Annotated in this window: 15 protein-coding genes; 12 read left to right on the plus strand and 3 right to left on the minus strand. The window is 48.1% G+C overall.

What is annotated here, in order from left to right; all coding sequences use genetic code 11:
• Positions 1-195 precede the first annotated feature (195 nt).
• Genes gspC through EQY_RS0119665 form a run of 12 tightly spaced genes read left to right on the plus strand, consistent with a single transcriptional unit; the run spans position 196 to position 10,838 of the window.
• Positions 196-1,011, plus strand: coding sequence for a type II secretion system protein GspC (gspC, locus tag EQY_RS0119610; RefSeq protein ID WP_001142681.1), 816 nt, complete (start codon positions 196-198; stop codon positions 1,009-1,011).
• On the plus strand, positions 995-2,947 hold the full coding sequence (gspD, locus tag EQY_RS0119615; protein ID WP_024212666.1) for a type II secretion system secretin GspD: 1,953 nt from the start codon (positions 995-997) through the stop codon (positions 2,945-2,947). The genes gspC and gspD overlap by 17 nt, the downstream gene beginning before the upstream one ends.
• Positions 2,948-2,956: 9 nt before the next feature.
• The gene (gspE, locus tag EQY_RS0119620) at positions 2,957-4,438 is read left to right on the plus strand and encodes a type II secretion system ATPase GspE (RefSeq protein ID WP_001219909.1); all 1,482 of its coding nucleotides are present in this window, start codon (positions 2,957-2,959) and stop codon (positions 4,436-4,438) included.
• Complete coding sequence (gspF, locus tag EQY_RS0119625) at positions 4,435-5,631, plus strand: type II secretion system inner membrane protein GspF (RefSeq protein WP_001109574.1); 1,197 nt, start codon at positions 4,435-4,437, stop codon at positions 5,629-5,631. Before gspE ends, gspF begins: the two co-directional genes overlap by 4 nt.
• Before the next feature lie 9 nt (positions 5,632-5,640).
• Positions 5,641-6,078, plus strand: coding sequence for a type II secretion system major pseudopilin GspG (gene gspG, locus EQY_RS0119630; RefSeq protein WP_000543367.1), 438 nt, complete (start codon positions 5,641-5,643; stop codon positions 6,076-6,078).
• A 7-nt stretch (positions 6,079-6,085) separates the two neighbouring features.
• Complete coding sequence (gene gspH, locus EQY_RS0119635) at positions 6,086-6,595, plus strand: type II secretion system minor pseudopilin GspH (protein ID WP_001076041.1); 510 nt, start codon at positions 6,086-6,088, stop codon at positions 6,593-6,595.
• Positions 6,592-6,969, plus strand: coding sequence for a type II secretion system minor pseudopilin GspI (gspI, locus tag EQY_RS0119640; protein ID WP_001041751.1), 378 nt, complete (start codon positions 6,592-6,594; stop codon positions 6,967-6,969). The genes gspH and gspI overlap by 4 nt, the downstream gene beginning before the upstream one ends.
• Positions 6,962-7,540: a PulJ/GspJ family protein gene (locus EQY_RS0119645; RefSeq protein WP_000610630.1), complete on the plus strand. Its 579-nt coding sequence runs from the start codon at positions 6,962-6,964 to the stop codon at positions 7,538-7,540. The genes gspI and EQY_RS0119645 overlap by 8 nt, the downstream gene beginning before the upstream one ends.
• Position 7,541: 1 nt before the next feature.
• A complete protein-coding gene (gene gspK, locus EQY_RS0119650) occupies positions 7,542-8,525 on the plus strand; it encodes a type II secretion system minor pseudopilin GspK (RefSeq protein WP_001019676.1) in 984 nt (327 codons plus the stop codon).
• Positions 8,526-8,539: 14 nt separating this feature from the next.
• Positions 8,540-9,703, plus strand: coding sequence for a type II secretion system protein GspL (gene gspL, locus EQY_RS0119655; protein WP_001115246.1), 1,164 nt, complete (start codon positions 8,540-8,542; stop codon positions 9,701-9,703).
• Positions 9,700-10,161, plus strand: coding sequence for a type II secretion system protein M (locus EQY_RS0119660; protein ID WP_000594195.1), 462 nt, complete (start codon positions 9,700-9,702; stop codon positions 10,159-10,161). The genes gspL and EQY_RS0119660 overlap by 4 nt, the downstream gene beginning before the upstream one ends.
• Positions 10,161-10,838: a prepilin peptidase gene (locus tag EQY_RS0119665; RefSeq protein ID WP_000178153.1), complete on the plus strand. Its 678-nt coding sequence runs from the start codon at positions 10,161-10,163 to the stop codon at positions 10,836-10,838. The genes EQY_RS0119660 and EQY_RS0119665 overlap by 1 nt, the downstream gene beginning before the upstream one ends.
• 28 nt (positions 10,839-10,866) lie before the next feature.
• Here EQY_RS0119665 and bfr read toward each other — a convergent pair whose 3' ends face one another.
• The 3 genes from bfr to chiA all read right to left on the minus strand — a co-directional run bounded on the left by bfr (position 10,867) and on the right by chiA (position 14,479).
• The gene (bfr, locus tag EQY_RS0119670) at positions 10,867-11,343 is read right to left on the minus strand and encodes a bacterioferritin (RefSeq protein ID WP_000675504.1); all 477 of its coding nucleotides are present in this window, start codon (positions 11,341-11,343) and stop codon (positions 10,867-10,869) included.
• A gap of 72 nt (positions 11,344-11,415) precedes the next feature.
• A complete protein-coding gene (gene bfd, locus EQY_RS0119675; RefSeq protein ID WP_000289085.1) occupies positions 11,416-11,610 on the minus strand; it encodes a bacterioferritin-associated ferredoxin in 195 nt (64 codons plus the stop codon).
• Positions 11,611-11,779: 169 nt separating this feature from the next.
• Positions 11,780-14,479: a bifunctional chitinase/lysozyme gene (gene chiA / locus EQY_RS0119680; RefSeq protein ID WP_000773132.1), complete on the minus strand. Its 2,700-nt coding sequence runs from the start codon at positions 14,477-14,479 to the stop codon at positions 11,780-11,782.
• Positions 14,480-14,807: the final 328 nt, after the last annotated feature.

Consider the following 14,807-nt stretch of genomic DNA (forward strand, 5'->3'; position numbering starts at 1 on the left):
GGGGGATGTGTTCATTACATTTCCTGTATTAATAATCGATTATCCTTAATCATAAAAATAACGAATGCATTTATTGATATTAATGCGTTAACTGAATATAAATAAATTTCGCTTGATTCATTCAACCAGCATTAATACTATTTATAGTAACGTCAATATACAACCCACCCAATTTATTTTATTAGAATATATATCGTGCCAACCCTACCTTTCTCCTTCCATCTGGCAATTCATAATAGACGCACAGTCATTTATATATTGATGATATCCATAAGTGTGGTGGCGGTTATTTTTAATATAAATTATTTCCACACAAACCTGGTCAAAAATGCACAAATCATTAACCAACCAGGTGGCGCATTTAAATCTGATTTCAACCTTGCGGGTTTATGGCGTAATGGCAGTAACGCGGGTATAAAAGACACACATCTGATTTCTGCCCAACAAGAAACGCCAAAGCTTTCTGTCGTACTCAGTGGTATCATTCTGACGTCTAATGATGAGACATCTTATGTTTTAGTTAATGAAGGCGCAGAACAAAAGCGATATGCCCTGAACGATGCCCTGGAGTCAGCACCGGCAACATTCATCCGAAAAATAAATAAAACCAGCGTGGTTTTTGAAACTCACGGACAGTTCGAAAAAGTCACGCTTCATCCGGGATTACCGGACGTTATCGAGCAACCTGACTCTGATACTCAAAGTGTGCTCGCAGATTTTATTATCGCGACGCCTATTCGTGACGGGGATCAATTATTTGGCCTTCGATTGAATCCGCGTAAAGGGCGCGATGCATTTGCTACCAGCTTACTGCAACCTGGCGATGTCGCCCTTAGAATCAACAATCTTTCACTGACCCTCCCTGATGAGGTTTCCCAGGCATTAAGTTTACTGCTAACCCAACAGAGCGCTCAGTTTACAATTCGTCGCAACGGCGTACCCCGCTTGATAAATGTTTCCGTCAGGGAACTTACTGGAATGAATGGACAGAGTGATGAAGGGATTAAATAAAATCACATGTTGCCTGTTGGCGGCGCTACTTATGCCTTCCGTCGGGCATACTGAGAACGAACAATACGGAGCCAATTTCAATAATGCTGATATCCGTCAGTTCGTGGAAATTGTAAGCCAGCATCTGGGTAAAACAATTCTGATTGATCCCTCGGTTCAAGGAACCATTTCCGTACGCAGCAATGATACGTTTAGTCAGCAAGAGTACTACCAGTTCTTTTTGAGCATTCTTGATCTTTACGGCTATTCCGTGATCACGCTGGACAATGGTTTTCTGAAAGTGGTGCGCTCAGCTAATGTAAAAACATCGCCAGGAATGATTGCTGACAGTTATCGTCCAGGCATAGGTGATGAGTTGGTCACCCGAATCGTACCGCTTGAGAACGTTCCTGCTCGTGACCTGGCTCCCCTGCTGCGTCAAATGATGGATGGCGGCAGCGTCGGTAACGTTGTGCATTATGAACCCTCCAACGTTCTCATTCTGACCGGTCGTGCCTCCACCATTAATAAACTGATTGAAGTGATAAAGCGCGTTGATGTCATCGGCACAGAGAAGCAGCAAATTATTCATCTGGAATACGCGTCAGCGGAAGATCTCGCCGAGATTCTTAATCAATTAATCAGCGAAAGCCACGGTAAAAGCCAGATGCCTGCCCTCCTTTCCGCGAAGATTGTGGCGGATAAGCGAACCAACTCTCTTATCATCAGCGGGCCGGAAAAAGCACGTCAGCGCATCACCTCATTACTGAAAACACTTGATGTAGAAGAGAGCGAGGAAGGAAATACCCGGGTCTATTACCTGAAATATGCTAAAGCCACAAATCTGGTCGAAGTATTGACCGGCGTTTCCGAAAAGCTGAAAGATGAAAAAGGAAATGCGCTTAAGCCTTCGTCTTCTTCTGCGATGGATAATGTTGCCATTACCGCCGATGAACAGACCAACTCGTTGGTCATTACCGCTGACCAGTCCGTCCAGGAAAAACTCGCCACGGTAATTGCGCGTCTGGATATTCGTCGTGCACAGGTGCTGGTTGAGGCGATCATCGTCGAAGTTCAGGATGGAAATGGACTTAACCTCGGCGTGCAATGGGCGAACAAAAACGTTGGCGCACAGCAATTTACCAATACAGGATTACCGATATTTAACGCTGCGCAAGGTGTGGCTGATTATAAAAAGAATGGCGGGATCACCAGCGCGAATCCTGCCTGGGATATGTTTAGCGCCTACAATGGCATGGCCGCAGGCTTCTTCAATGGCGACTGGGGCGTATTGCTGACTGCGCTGGCTAGTAACAATAAAAATGATATCCTCGCCACCCCGAGCATCGTAACGCTGGATAATAAACTCGCGTCCTTCAACGTTGGTCAGGATGTGCCGGTGCTATCCGGCTCCCAGACCACTTCTGGGGATAACGTCTTTAATACCGTCGAACGCAAAACGGTGGGCACAAAACTCAAAGTCACTCCGCAGGTCAATGAAGGCGACGCGGTACTGCTCGAAATAGAGCAGGAGGTTTCCAGCGTTGACTCTTCGTCTAATTCGACGCTCGGCCCGACATTCAATACCCGAACTATTCAAAACGCCGTGCTGGTCAAAACCGGTGAAACGGTAGTCCTGGGCGGATTGCTGGATGATTTTTCTAAAGAGCAAGTGTCAAAGGTTCCTTTACTTGGCGATATTCCTTTAGTGGGGCAACTCTTCCGCTATACCTCGACCGAGCGCGCCAAACGCAACCTGATGGTATTTATCCGACCGACGATTATCCGTGACGATGATGTTTATCGCTCACTGTCGAAAGATAAATACACCCGCTACCGTCAGGAGCAACAACAACGAATAGACGCGAAATCAAAAGCATTGGTTGGCTCTGAAGATTTACCGGTGCTGGATGAAAACACGTTCAACAGCCACCCCCCTGTGTCATCGTCGCGGTGAGGCATTCACATGAGAATTCACTCACCATACCCTGCCAGTTGGGCAATGGCACAAAGAGTCGGTTATCTCTATTCAGAGGGGGAGATTATTTATCTCGCCGGTACGCCATTCGAGCAGTTACTCGATATTCAGCGCCAGGTTGGTCAGTGCCATACCATGACCCGCTTGTCGCAGGCTGATTTTGAAGCACGGCTGGAAGCGGTATTCCATCAGAACACTGGTGAGTCGCAACAGATTGCGCAGGATATTGATCAATCCGTCGATCTCCTCTCCCTCTCAGAAGAAATGCCTGCGAATGAAGATCTACTGAATGAAGATTCAGCCGCACCGGTTATCCGTTTAATCAACGCCATTTTAAGTGAGGCTATTAAAGAAACCGCCTCCGACATCCACATAGAAACCTATGAAAAAACAATGTCGATCCGTTTTCGCATTGACGGCGTTCTGCGGACAATTTTACAGCCAAACAAAAAACTGGCAGCGTTGCTTATCTCCCGAATAAAGGTCATGGCTCGGCTTGATATCGCCGAAAAACGTATTCCGCAGGATGGAAGAATCAGTTTGCGTATCGGGCGACGTAACATAGATGTCCGCGTATCCACACTGCCGTCCATCTATGGTGAACGCGCCGTGCTCCGCCTGCTGGATAAAAACAGCCTCCAGCTTTCATTGAACAATCTGGGGATGACGGCTGCGGATAAGCAGGATTTAGAAAATCTCATTCAGCTTCCGCACGGTATTATCCTGGTGACCGGGCCGACAGGTTCCGGTAAAAGCACCACGCTCTACGCCATTCTTTCGGCGCTTAATACCCCTGGCCGCAATATTCTGACGGTAGAAGATCCCGTGGAATATGAACTGGAAGGCATAGGACAAACGCAGGTGAATACCCGAGTGGATATGTCTTTCGCTCGCGGCTTGCGCGCCATTCTTCGCCAGGATCCGGATGTTGTGATGGTTGGGGAAATTCGTGATACAGAAACCGCGCAGATTGCTGTTCAGGCTTCGCTCACCGGCCATCTGGTGCTCTCAACACTCCACACTAACAGCGCATCAGGCGCAGTGACCCGGCTCCGCGACATGGGCGTCGAATCATTTCTACTTTCGTCTTCCCTGGCAGGAATTATCGCGCAACGGCTGGTTCGTCGTCTTTGTCCGCAATGCCGACAATTCACTCCTGTATCCCCCCAACAAGCGCAGATGTTTACACATCACCAGCTAACTGTTACTACGATTGGCACTCCCGTTGGCTGTCCTCACTGCCATCAATCCGGCTATCTGGGGCGCATGGCGATCCACGAAATGATGGTTATTACACCGGAATTACGAGCTGCTGTTCATGAAAATGTGGATGAACAAGCTCTGGAGCGACTGGTTCGGCAGCAACACAATGCCTTAATCAAAAATGGCCTGCACAAAGTGATAAGTGGAGACACCTCCTGGGATGAAGTGATGCGCGTCGCCAGCGTCACGCTGGAGAGTGAAGCATGAATTATCGCTATCGCGCCATGACCCAGGATGGTCAAAAATTGCAGGGGATCATTGATGCTAACGATGAACGTCAGGCACGACTGCGCCTGCGTGAAGAAGGGCTTTTCCTGCTGGATATTCGCCCCCAAAAAAGTTCGGGAGTAAAAACGCGTCGCCCGAGGATTAGCCATAGTGAACTGACGCTTTTCACCCGGCAGTTGGCAACCTTAAGCGCGGCGGCATTACCCCTGGAAGAGAGCCTTGCCGTAATCGGTCAGCAAAGCAGTAATAAACGACTGACTGACGTGTTAAATCAGGTACGTAGCGCCATCCTTGAAGGGCATCCCCTTTCCGATGCATTACAGCATTTTCCCACGCTTTTCGATTCGCTCTACCGTACCCTGGTCAAAGCGGGCGAAAAGAGCGGGCTTCTGGCTCCGGTGTTGGAAAAACTGGCTGATTACAATGAAAACCGGCAGAAAATCCGCAGCAAACTCATTCAGTCGCTGATCTACCCCTGCATGCTCACCACGGTGGCGATTGTGGTCGTGATTATTCTCCTCACTGCTGTCGTGCCCAAAATTACCGAACAGTTCGTGCATATGAAACAGCAACTGCCGCTGAGTACACGCATTCTTTTAGGTCTGAGCGACACGTTGCAACGTACCGGCCCGACATTATTAGCGACGGTGTTTATTGTCGCTGTAGGTTTCTGGCTCTGGTTAAAACGCGGCAATAACCGCCATCGTTTTCATGCCATGCTGCTGCGTGTTGCGCTCATTGGTCCACTGATTTGCGCCATAAACAGTGCACGCTATCTCCGCACCTTAAGTATTTTACAATCCAGCGGAGTCCCTCTGCTTGATGGGATGAATTTATCCACCGAAAGCCTCAGCAACCTCGAAATTCGCCAGCGCCTGGCAAATGCGGCAGAGAACGTTCGCCAGGGTAACAGCATTCATCTTTCGCTGGAGCAAACCGCAATCTTCCCGCCAATGATGCTCTACATGGTGGCCTCTGGCGAAAAAAGCGGGCAGCTCGGCACATTAATGGTCAGGGCAGCGGACAACCAGGAGACGCTGCAACAAAACCGAATCGCCTTAACGCTCTCCATCTTCGAACCGGCACTCATTATTACGATGGCACTGATCGTCCTGTTTATCGTCGTCTCGGTACTCCAACCTCTTCTTCAACTTAACTCAATGATTAATTAAGGAAAATATATGCACGCAACGGATAAGCAACGCGGTTTTACATTACTGGAAATTATGGTGGTTATTGTCATCATTGGCGTACTTGCCAGCCTGGTGGTTCCCAACCTGATGGGCAATAAAGAAAAGGCGGATAAACAAAAAGCCGTCAGCGATATCGTGGCGCTGGAAAATGCATTGGATATGTACAAGCTCGACAATCATCGCTATCCAACCACAAATCAGGGGCTTGAATCCTTAGTCGAAGCACCGACGCTGCCACCGCTGGCCGCAAACTATAACAAGGAAGGTTATATCAAGCGTCTGCCTGCCGATCCCTGGGGCAATGATTATGTCCTCGTTAATCCTGGCGAACATGGTGCATACGATCTGCTTTCAGCAGGGCCCGATGGTGAAATGGGAACCGAGGACGACATTACCAACTGGGGTTTGAGCAAGAAGAAAAAATAAGTCAGCGATGAATCAGCAACGCGGGTTTACCCTGCTGGAAATGATGCTGGTGCTGGCGCTGGTCGCTATCACGGCAAGCGTGGTGCTCTTCACATATGGTCGGGAAGATACCGCCAGCACCCGTGCGCGCGAAACAGCAGCGCAATTTACCGCTGCGCTTGAACTGGCCGTCGACCGCGCCACGCTTCACGGGCAGCCGGTCGGTATCCATTTCTCTGATTCAGGCTGGCGTCTTATGGCACCAACCAGAAATTCGTCAAGTTGGCTCTGGATCCCGCTCAAAGAGGATGCGGATGACGATAGCGAAAATCACTGGAGTGATGAAATTGCGATTCACACCCAGCCATTTAAATCGGATGACAGCAGCCAACCGCAGGTGGTGATTCTGGCCGATGGGCAAATCACCCCATTCTCCATATTGATTGCTAACCAGGAGACCGGTGAGCCACTCCTGACACTGGTATGCTCAGGGACATGGCCACTGGATCAAACGCTTGCCAGAGATACCCGGCCATGAACAAACAATCAGGGATGACATTACTTGAAGTCTTACTGGCGATGAGCATTTTCACCACAGTTGCTTTGACCTTAATGAGCAGTATGCAAGGGCAAAGAAATGCCATCGAGCGGATGCGTAACGAGACGCTGGCGTTGTGGATAGCGGATAACCAACTTCAGTTGCAAGATACATTCGACGAGGAAAACACGTCCAGTTCTGGCAAAGAGATAATAAATGGCGAAGAGTGGAACTGGCGCAGCGATATCCACTCAAGCAAAGATGGTACGCTTCTGGAACGCACCATAACCGTTACATTACCCAGCGGTCAGACAACCTCTCTTACGCGTTATCAAAATATCGATAATAAATCCGGGCAGGCGCAAGATGATTAATCGCCAGCAGGGTTTCACATTGCTGGAAGTCATGGCGGCGCTGGCGATTTTCTCAATGCTTAGCGTGCTGGCGTTTATGATTTTTTCGCAAGCTTCCGAGTTGCATCAACGCTCACAGAAAGAAATCCAGCAGTTCAATCAGCTTCAGCGCGCCATCACCATTCTTGATAACGATCTCCTGCAACTTGTCATTCGCCGGAATCGGGGAACGGACAAAATCATAGTTTTGGGTGAAGAGGCCATTTTCACCACTCAGAGTCGCGATCCACAGGCTCCTCTCAATGAAGCGCAAACCTTACAAACAGTTCACTGGTATCTACGAAATCATACGCTCTACCGCGCGGTTCGTACCTCTGTCGATAGCATGAAGGATCAACCCGCCCAGGCAATGCTGGAAAATGTCGAAGGCTTCCTTCTGGAAAGTAACAGCGGGGAAAGCGAGGAGCTTCCCCTCTCCGTCACTCTTCATCTGAATACCCCGCAGTATGGCGCGTTACAGCGTCGTTTTGCTTTGCCGGAGCTATTAACAAGAGAAGAGTCTCCGCAGCAAAACCAGGCCAGGGGCGAATAACATGAATATTGAACAACGTGGCGTCGCGCTGCTCATCGTACTCATGTTACTGGCGCTCATGTCCGCTCTGGCTGCGGATATGACACTGAGTTTTCACAACCAGCTTCAGCGAACTCGCCAGGTAAACCATCACTTACAACGACAATATGATATTGAACTGGCGGAGAAACTCGCTCTTGCCAGCCTCACTCAGGATGTTAAAGATAACGACAGACAGACCACGTTGCAGCAGTACTGGGCGCAGCCACAACAGATACAGCTGGACAATGGCAATACGGTGAAGTGGCAGCTACACGATGCTCAGCACTGTTTCAATCTCAATGCCCTGGCAAAAGTCTCCGACGATCCACTGGCAATCCCGGATTTCCCCGCGCAGGTTTTCGGCGCTTTGCTGATCAACGCGGGAATCGATCGCGCAAACACCGATGAGATCATGCAATCTATCGCCGACTATATCGACGCTGATGATTCGCCACGCTTTCACGGCGCAGAAGACAACTTTTACCAAAGCCAGATGCCACCTCGCCATAGCGCCAATCAGATGCTTTTTCTGACTGGTGAACTCCGTCAGATAAAAGGAATAACCGAGAACGCCTATCAGCGAATTATTCCTTATGTCTGCGTCCTCCCAACCACTGAACTCAATATTAATCTTAATATGTTAACTGAGAATGATATCCCGTTATTAAGAGCATTATTTCTCAACAATATCACGGACGCGGACGCACAGGTCTTATTACAAAAGCGACCAAAGGAAGGCTGGTTAACCACAGATGCATTTCTCTACTGGGCACAGCAGGATTTCTCCGGCGTGAAGCCCTTGGTTTCTCAGGTGAAAGAACATCTCTTTCCCTATAGCCGCTATTTTACGCTGAATACGGAAAGTATCAGCGACGAGCAATCCCAGGGATGGCAGAGCCATATTTTCTTCAACCGTAAACAGCAGAGCGCCCAAATCTATCGGCGTACGCTGCAACTCTATTAATCATAAGGATCGTGATGCCTGAATCGTTGATGGTAATACGTTCTTCCTCGACGCTACGTAAGCAATGGGAGTGGATGACATACTCCGCAGATAGCGTATCTTCAGTACATACGCTCACAGACGATCTTCCGCTGGAGTCGCTGGCCGATCAGCCCGGTGCAGGAAATGTTCATCTTCTGATCCCACCGGAAGGTCTTTTATATCGTTCACTCACGTTGCCCAACGCCAAATACAAACTCACCGCGCAAACATTACAGTGGCTGGCGGAGGAGACGTTACCCGACGCCAGCCAAAACTGGCACTGGACGGTTGTTGATAAACAAAATGACCGAGTGGAAGTGATAGGTATCCAGTCGGAAAAACTCAGTCGTTATCTTGACCGTTTACACACTGCCGGACTAAACGTGACGCGGGTTTTGCCAGATGGTTGTTACCTTCCCTGGAAAGAAGGCTCCTGGACTCTGGTTAACCAGCAAACGAGCTGGCTGATTCGCAGTGCTGCACATGCCTTCAACGAGCTTGATGAACGCTGGTTACAGCATCTTGCCACCCAGTTTTCTCCTGAAAATGTCATCTGTTTTGGCACTGCGGCTCCAGATATCGTGCTGGTCGATTCGCTTATCCAACATGCAGAATCTCCAGCATTACGTTTTTATTCTGCCAATCATTCTCTCCAGCACTACGACATGCTGCATGGTGTTTTTCGCAAACAGAAAACTGTCAGCAGATCGGGAAAATGGCTCGCCAGGCTGGCAGTAAGCAGTCTCATTTTTGCCATTCTCTCTTTTGCTGGTAGTCGGGGAATCGTTCTCTGGCAGACGCTTGGGATTGAAGACCAACTTCAGCAACAACAGCAGGAAACCTGGCAACAATATTTCCCGCAGATCAAACGAACGCACAACTTTCGTTTTTACTTCAAGCAGCAACTCGCCCAGCAATATCCTGAAGCGGTGCCATTGCTCCATCATTTGCAAACACTCTTACTGGAACATCCTGAACTGCAATTAATGGAAGCCAATTACAGTCAGAAGCAAAAATCACTGATTTTGAAAATAAGTTCGAAAAACGAAGGCAATATTGATCGTTTCTGTGAGTTAACACAGTCCTGGCTTCCGATGGAAAAAACAGAAAAAGATCCGGTCAGTGGTGTATGGACAGTAAGGAGCACAGGGAAATGATTAAATTATGGTGGACTGAAAAATCCCCATCGGAAAAACAAATTATTATAGGGCTGGCGATTCTCTCGCTCTGCGTTTTCTGCTGGCTTGCGGTAATAAAACCTATCGATAACTACATTGCGGATCATCAATCCCGCATACAAAAAATTAAAAAGGATATTAAATGGATGCAAGACCAGGCGAGTGCACATGGATTACTTGACCATCCCACGCTCAGGCAACCGGTCAAAAATATCCTTCTTGAGGAAGCAAAGCGTGAGAATTTAGCTATTACGCTAGAGAATGGCCCGGACGATACGCTGACAATTCATCCTGCCACATTCCCCCTCGAAAACGTCTCCCGCTGGCTGACTACGGCACAGATAACATACGGTATTGTTATTGAGGATCTTCAATTTACCCTTGCCGGAAACGAAGAGATCACCCTCAAGCATTTATCCTTCAGAGGGCAACAATAATGACAATGCTACTGCCGCTCTTCATTCTGGCTGGCTTTATTGCTGGTTACCTGGTGAATGCCGTGGCCTATCACCTCTCGCCTTTGGAGGATAAAACGGCGTTAACTTTTCGCCAGGTTTTGGTTCATTTCAGGCAAAAAAAATATGTCTGGCATGACACGTTGCCTATGGCACTTTGCGTGGTTGCGGCAATCGCCTGCGCCCTGGCACCTTTCATGCCGATCGTGACTGGCGCGCTCTTTCTCTACTTCTGCTTCGCACTCACGCTCAGTGTTATTGATTTTCGTACCCAGCTCCTGCCCGACAAACTCACCTTGCCACTGCTCTGGCTTGGCTTGTTATTTAATGCGCAGTCTGGATTAGTTGATTTACATGATGCAATTTACGGCGCGGTAGCTGGATATGGGGTACTGTGGTGTGTTTTCTGGGGGGTGTGGTTTGTATGTCACAAAGAGGGATTAGGCTACGGTGATTTCAAGCTACTGGCCGCTGCAGGCGCGTGGTGTGGTTGGCAAACGCTACCAATGATATTACTTATTGCCTCGCTGGGAGGCATTTTTTACGCCATCGCATCACAACTGTGGCAGCGTCAGACCATCACCACAATTGCATTCGGCCCGTGGCTTGCGCTCGGTAGTATGATAAACCTGACGTATCTGGTCTGGATCTCTTATTAACCGGGAGGAATGTCCCTCCCGACATGGCTTAGCCTTCTTCGCGAATCTGTGCTTGCAAATAATTTTGCAGGCCCATTTTCTGAATCAAATCAAGTTCCGTTTCCAGCCAGTCAATATGGCCTTCTTCATCACGCAGAATTTCTATCATCATATCGCGGCTGACGTAATCATGAACGCTATCGGCATAACCAATTGCCTCGCGTAAATTCTTCGCGCCATCCAGCTCAAGTGCCAGATCAGAACGCAGCATTTCCTCAACATCTTCACCAATGTTTAGTTTTCCCAGATCCTGTAAATTTGGAAGACCTTCCAGAAAAAGAATGCGCTCTATATAACGATCGGCGTGTTTCATCTCATCAATGGATTCATGGTACTCCACATCATTGAGACGTTTGAGCCCCCAGTTTTTAAACATCCGGGCATGGAGAAAGTACTGATTGATTGCGACAAGCTCATTTCCCAACAGTTTGTTGAGATAATTTATAACTTTAGTATCACCTTTCATTTTTTGACTCCTTCGCTTCCACTCTTTGAAGAGTAGAACGGCTTACGAGTAAGTCAAAAAACACACTCCGTTTTATGCGGACTCCTTAAACTCCGGCAGCTGCATTAATTCATCCTCCATCACCTCACGTGCGGCTCTGACACATTTACCGCACTGGTTTCCAACCGGAATAAATTTTTTTAATTGCTGGAACGAGTGGGGAGAAAACTGGCGCACAGCCTGACGAATTTTTTTATCACTGATACCATTACAAAGACAAACGTACATAGAGACTCCCGTATACTTTCTTCAAAAATAAATGAAAATAGTTCTTATTTCAATTACGAAAAGACTCTTTTTTAATCAAAAAATAGAAATATGAATAAAAATAATGGGCTACAAAAATGTAGCCCATTGACAAAAAATGCGGCGATACCAGAAAGTATCGCCAGCAAATTTACTGCTTAGTAAACGGCGCGAAGATCGCACTGAATGCGTACTTCGGAGCTTGTTCTTTAGTCAGACCGTGGAATTCCGGAGACAGGTTAGTGCCGCCCGGCAGATCACGCGCGATTGACCAGATACCCACCATGCCGAGGTTGCGAGTTTGCGCATCCTGCATGACCAGACGAGCATCAGAGAGATAGAAAACTTCACCCTGAACGTCGTTCACGCCAACCATCGGCGTGGTGCCCATCATGGCGTCAATTTCTGCATCGCTCTTGTTGGGATGGAGGCCTTTCAATTGTGAATGCAGGTTGGCAATCGCCGACGTTGCACACTTACCGTGGATGTTCTGGCCTTCGGTATTTGCAGACTGACAAATTGCGTTACCGTAGTCCATGGTCATCACGTTCACACCCGCCAGCTCAACACCTTTCGCTTTGGCATCGCTCAGGACGTTCATCCCTTCCGGCGTCAAGCCAGTCGGCAGAATTGGCAAGGTGTACCAGATAGCAATATCTTTGCCTTCTGACTTCCATTTATCCTGCACCTTCTTCACGGCAAGGTTACGACGTTCAATAGATGCCTGATCCGCAACCCAGGTGCCTTCGATATCGAAGTCCAGGACTCTGAGATTCAGGTTATCAACGATGTCATAATAATGCTGCATCAGATCGTCAACGTTCTTACAGGAAGCCGCCAGCGGAGCGTTATTAGCACCACCGATAGACAGCATCACATCGCCGCCTGCTTCACGCAGAGCTTTAATTTTGCTGTACTGAGCGTAATTCTGCATACCGTAAGCAGTACCCCATGTCGGAAGACAGGTGTTCGCATCTTTACTCACCACAAACGCCAGCGTGAAGTGGTTGACGTTATGATTCTTAGCCAGCGCAGCCAGATCCGGGATTGTATTCAGCGTAAAGTCGACATACGGTGCATATACGTGTTTCGGCCACGCTTTCTTCGGCGTACCTACGCGCTCTTTGGTTCCGGTCCAGTCAACAAAGACACGCCACGGGTTGCTGTCAGATGGTGAAACCTTCTGCACTTTACTTTGAGAAATATAGTTCACGCCATTGAAGCGAATCAGCGTATCGCTGGCATAAAGCGTCGCTGGATTAAACTCTGGCGCATTTTTCAGCTCGTCGCTGCTATAGCTCTGTGCTTTACCCAATGGCTTCCACGGGCGGCTATTGCTACCGGTGGCGTTCTGGTTCGCAACCAGCGCAGGGTTATCATTTTGTGTCCAGAACAAGGCTTCATATGCCTGACCATCAACCACCACACGATCGCCTTTCACGTAGACTGTCGATGCAGACCACGCTTTTGCCGATTCGTATTTCTTCCACGGGTTATCGCCGCCAGGAACAAAGCCCCACGCGTCCTGATCCACTGACGTTTTATAATGCGCATCGTTATAATCTACAATGCTGTTCGCACTGTACGCTTTACTGGCCTGGAAGCCATCTGCAACGATAACGCCGCCGTTATCAATTTCACAGGTAGTCGGGTTACCGTACTGACTCATTTCCGCAGCGGTAGCTGTACGCACGAGACGCCATGGGTTATTGGAGTTCTCAGCGCTGGTGCCACGCGGGCAATCTTTAGAACCAACCCACCAGGCATTCTGATAGACATTACCATTGAAGATAACATGGTAAATTTCGCTACCTTCCTGACCACTCCATGCCTGTAATGAGTAATCGTTACTGCTATCCGCTGGTGTTGATGGTTCGTTGTTATCCGGAGTTGGGGTAACCGGAGTATCTGGTGTTACCGGCGCCGGATCAACCGGAGTCACAGCACCACCATTGTCCGGCTTAACAGAGCAGGAGCCTGGATTGCCATACTGAGTGATTTCTGTTGCCGTTGCCGCACGAACATAGCGCCATGGATTGCTGGCGTCGTTTTCTTTCGCATCGCCTGGGCAATTTGCCGCGCCTACCCACCAGGCGTTCTTATAAATGCCGCCGTTGTAGATAACGTACCATGTAGAAGAACCTTCCTGACCTTTCCAGGCTACGACAGCATAGTTGTCGTTTGACTTATCAGCTGGGGCTGGCTGAACATCAGGAGCCGGTTTAACGTCCGGTGCCGGTTTAACGTCCGGTGCAGGCTGTGGTGCTGAAGTACAGGACTGTGGATTACTGGTTTGCGTGATTTCCGTTGCCGTAGCGGCACGGACATAACGCCATGGATTGCTGGCATCATTGCCTTTCGCATCGCCCGGACAGTTAGAAGAGGCTACCCACCAGGCATTTTTATATACCGCGCCATTAAAGACGACATACCAGGTCTGACCGCCCTGCTGTTTATTCCAGGCAACTACAGATGAATTTGATGGAACAGTACCTTGTGCTGGTGTAGTTGAACCACCATTAGTTGGCGTATTGGATGCAGGCGTATTTGAAGTTGAAGAAGATGAGCTACTGCTCTTTTCGCAGGAAAGCGTATTGCCAAACTGGCTAATTTCAGCAGCCGTTGCCGTACGCTTTAAACGCCACGGGTTAGTTGCATCATTTGCTTTCGCTTTACCGGGGCAATTTGTAGAAGAAACCCACCAGGCATTTTCATAAACCTTACCATCGAAAATAACCTGATATTTACTTCCACCTTGTTGGTTATTCCATGCTTCCAAAGCAAATGCTGGTAAAGAGGAGCAAATCAACCCCATACCAATCATTGATTTGGTAAATATATTTAATTTCATTATTATCCCTTTTGACGTATTAAAAAATACTTCAAGACATTAAGTCCTTCAATGAAATTATTTACTTTTTAATGGAACGCTTCAACATAGAATAAAACAAAGAAATAAAAATCAGAAAAAAGCCTGAATAAATAAAGTTTTATTGAATTTAATATATTTGCATTAAAAATATGTGCATCTGGTAATATTTATGAATTCGATATTTAGCACAGATAAAATTACGAATATTCGCGTCCCAGCTTTCATATGCAAAAAGGGCGCCGAAGCGCCCTTTTCAATTCAAAACTAATTAACGAGTAATTAGCTCAGAACTTTAGCTACAACGCCC

The sequence above is a fragment of the Escherichia sp. TW14182 genome (genome assembly GCF_000208525.1).
Lineage (GTDB): Bacteria > Pseudomonadota > Gammaproteobacteria > Enterobacterales > Enterobacteriaceae > Escherichia > Escherichia ruysiae.

Coding starts and splice junctions, on each gene's coding strand:
- gspD (WP_024212666.1), top strand. CDS start 995: ATGAAGGGATTAAATAAAATCACATGTTGCCTGTTGGCGGCGCTACTT.
- EQY_RS0119660 (WP_000594195.1), top strand. CDS start 9,700: ATGATTAAATTATGGTGGACTGAAAAATCCCCATCGGAAAAACAAATT.
- gspL (WP_001115246.1), top strand. CDS start 8,540: ATGCCTGAATCGTTGATGGTAATACGTTCTTCCTCGACGCTACGTAAG.
- gspG (WP_000543367.1), top strand. CDS start 5,641: ATGCACGCAACGGATAAGCAACGCGGTTTTACATTACTGGAAATTATG.
- chiA (WP_000773132.1), bottom strand. CDS start 14,479: ATGAAATTAAATATATTTACCAAATCAATGATTGGTATGGGGTTGATT.
- EQY_RS0119665 (WP_000178153.1), top strand. CDS start 10,161: ATGACAATGCTACTGCCGCTCTTCATTCTGGCTGGCTTTATTGCTGGT.
- gspF (WP_001109574.1), top strand. CDS start 4,435: ATGAATTATCGCTATCGCGCCATGACCCAGGATGGTCAAAAATTGCAG.
- bfd (WP_000289085.1), bottom strand. CDS start 11,610: ATGTACGTTTGTCTTTGTAATGGTATCAGTGATAAAAAAATTCGTCAG.
- EQY_RS0119645 (WP_000610630.1), top strand. CDS start 6,962: ATGATTAATCGCCAGCAGGGTTTCACATTGCTGGAAGTCATGGCGGCG.
- gspH (WP_001076041.1), top strand. CDS start 6,086: ATGAATCAGCAACGCGGGTTTACCCTGCTGGAAATGATGCTGGTGCTG.
- bfr (WP_000675504.1), bottom strand. CDS start 11,343: ATGAAAGGTGATACTAAAGTTATAAATTATCTCAACAAACTGTTGGGA.
- gspI (WP_001041751.1), top strand. CDS start 6,592: ATGAACAAACAATCAGGGATGACATTACTTGAAGTCTTACTGGCGATG.
- gspK (WP_001019676.1), top strand. CDS start 7,542: ATGAATATTGAACAACGTGGCGTCGCGCTGCTCATCGTACTCATGTTA.
- gspE (WP_001219909.1), top strand. CDS start 2,957: ATGAGAATTCACTCACCATACCCTGCCAGTTGGGCAATGGCACAAAGA.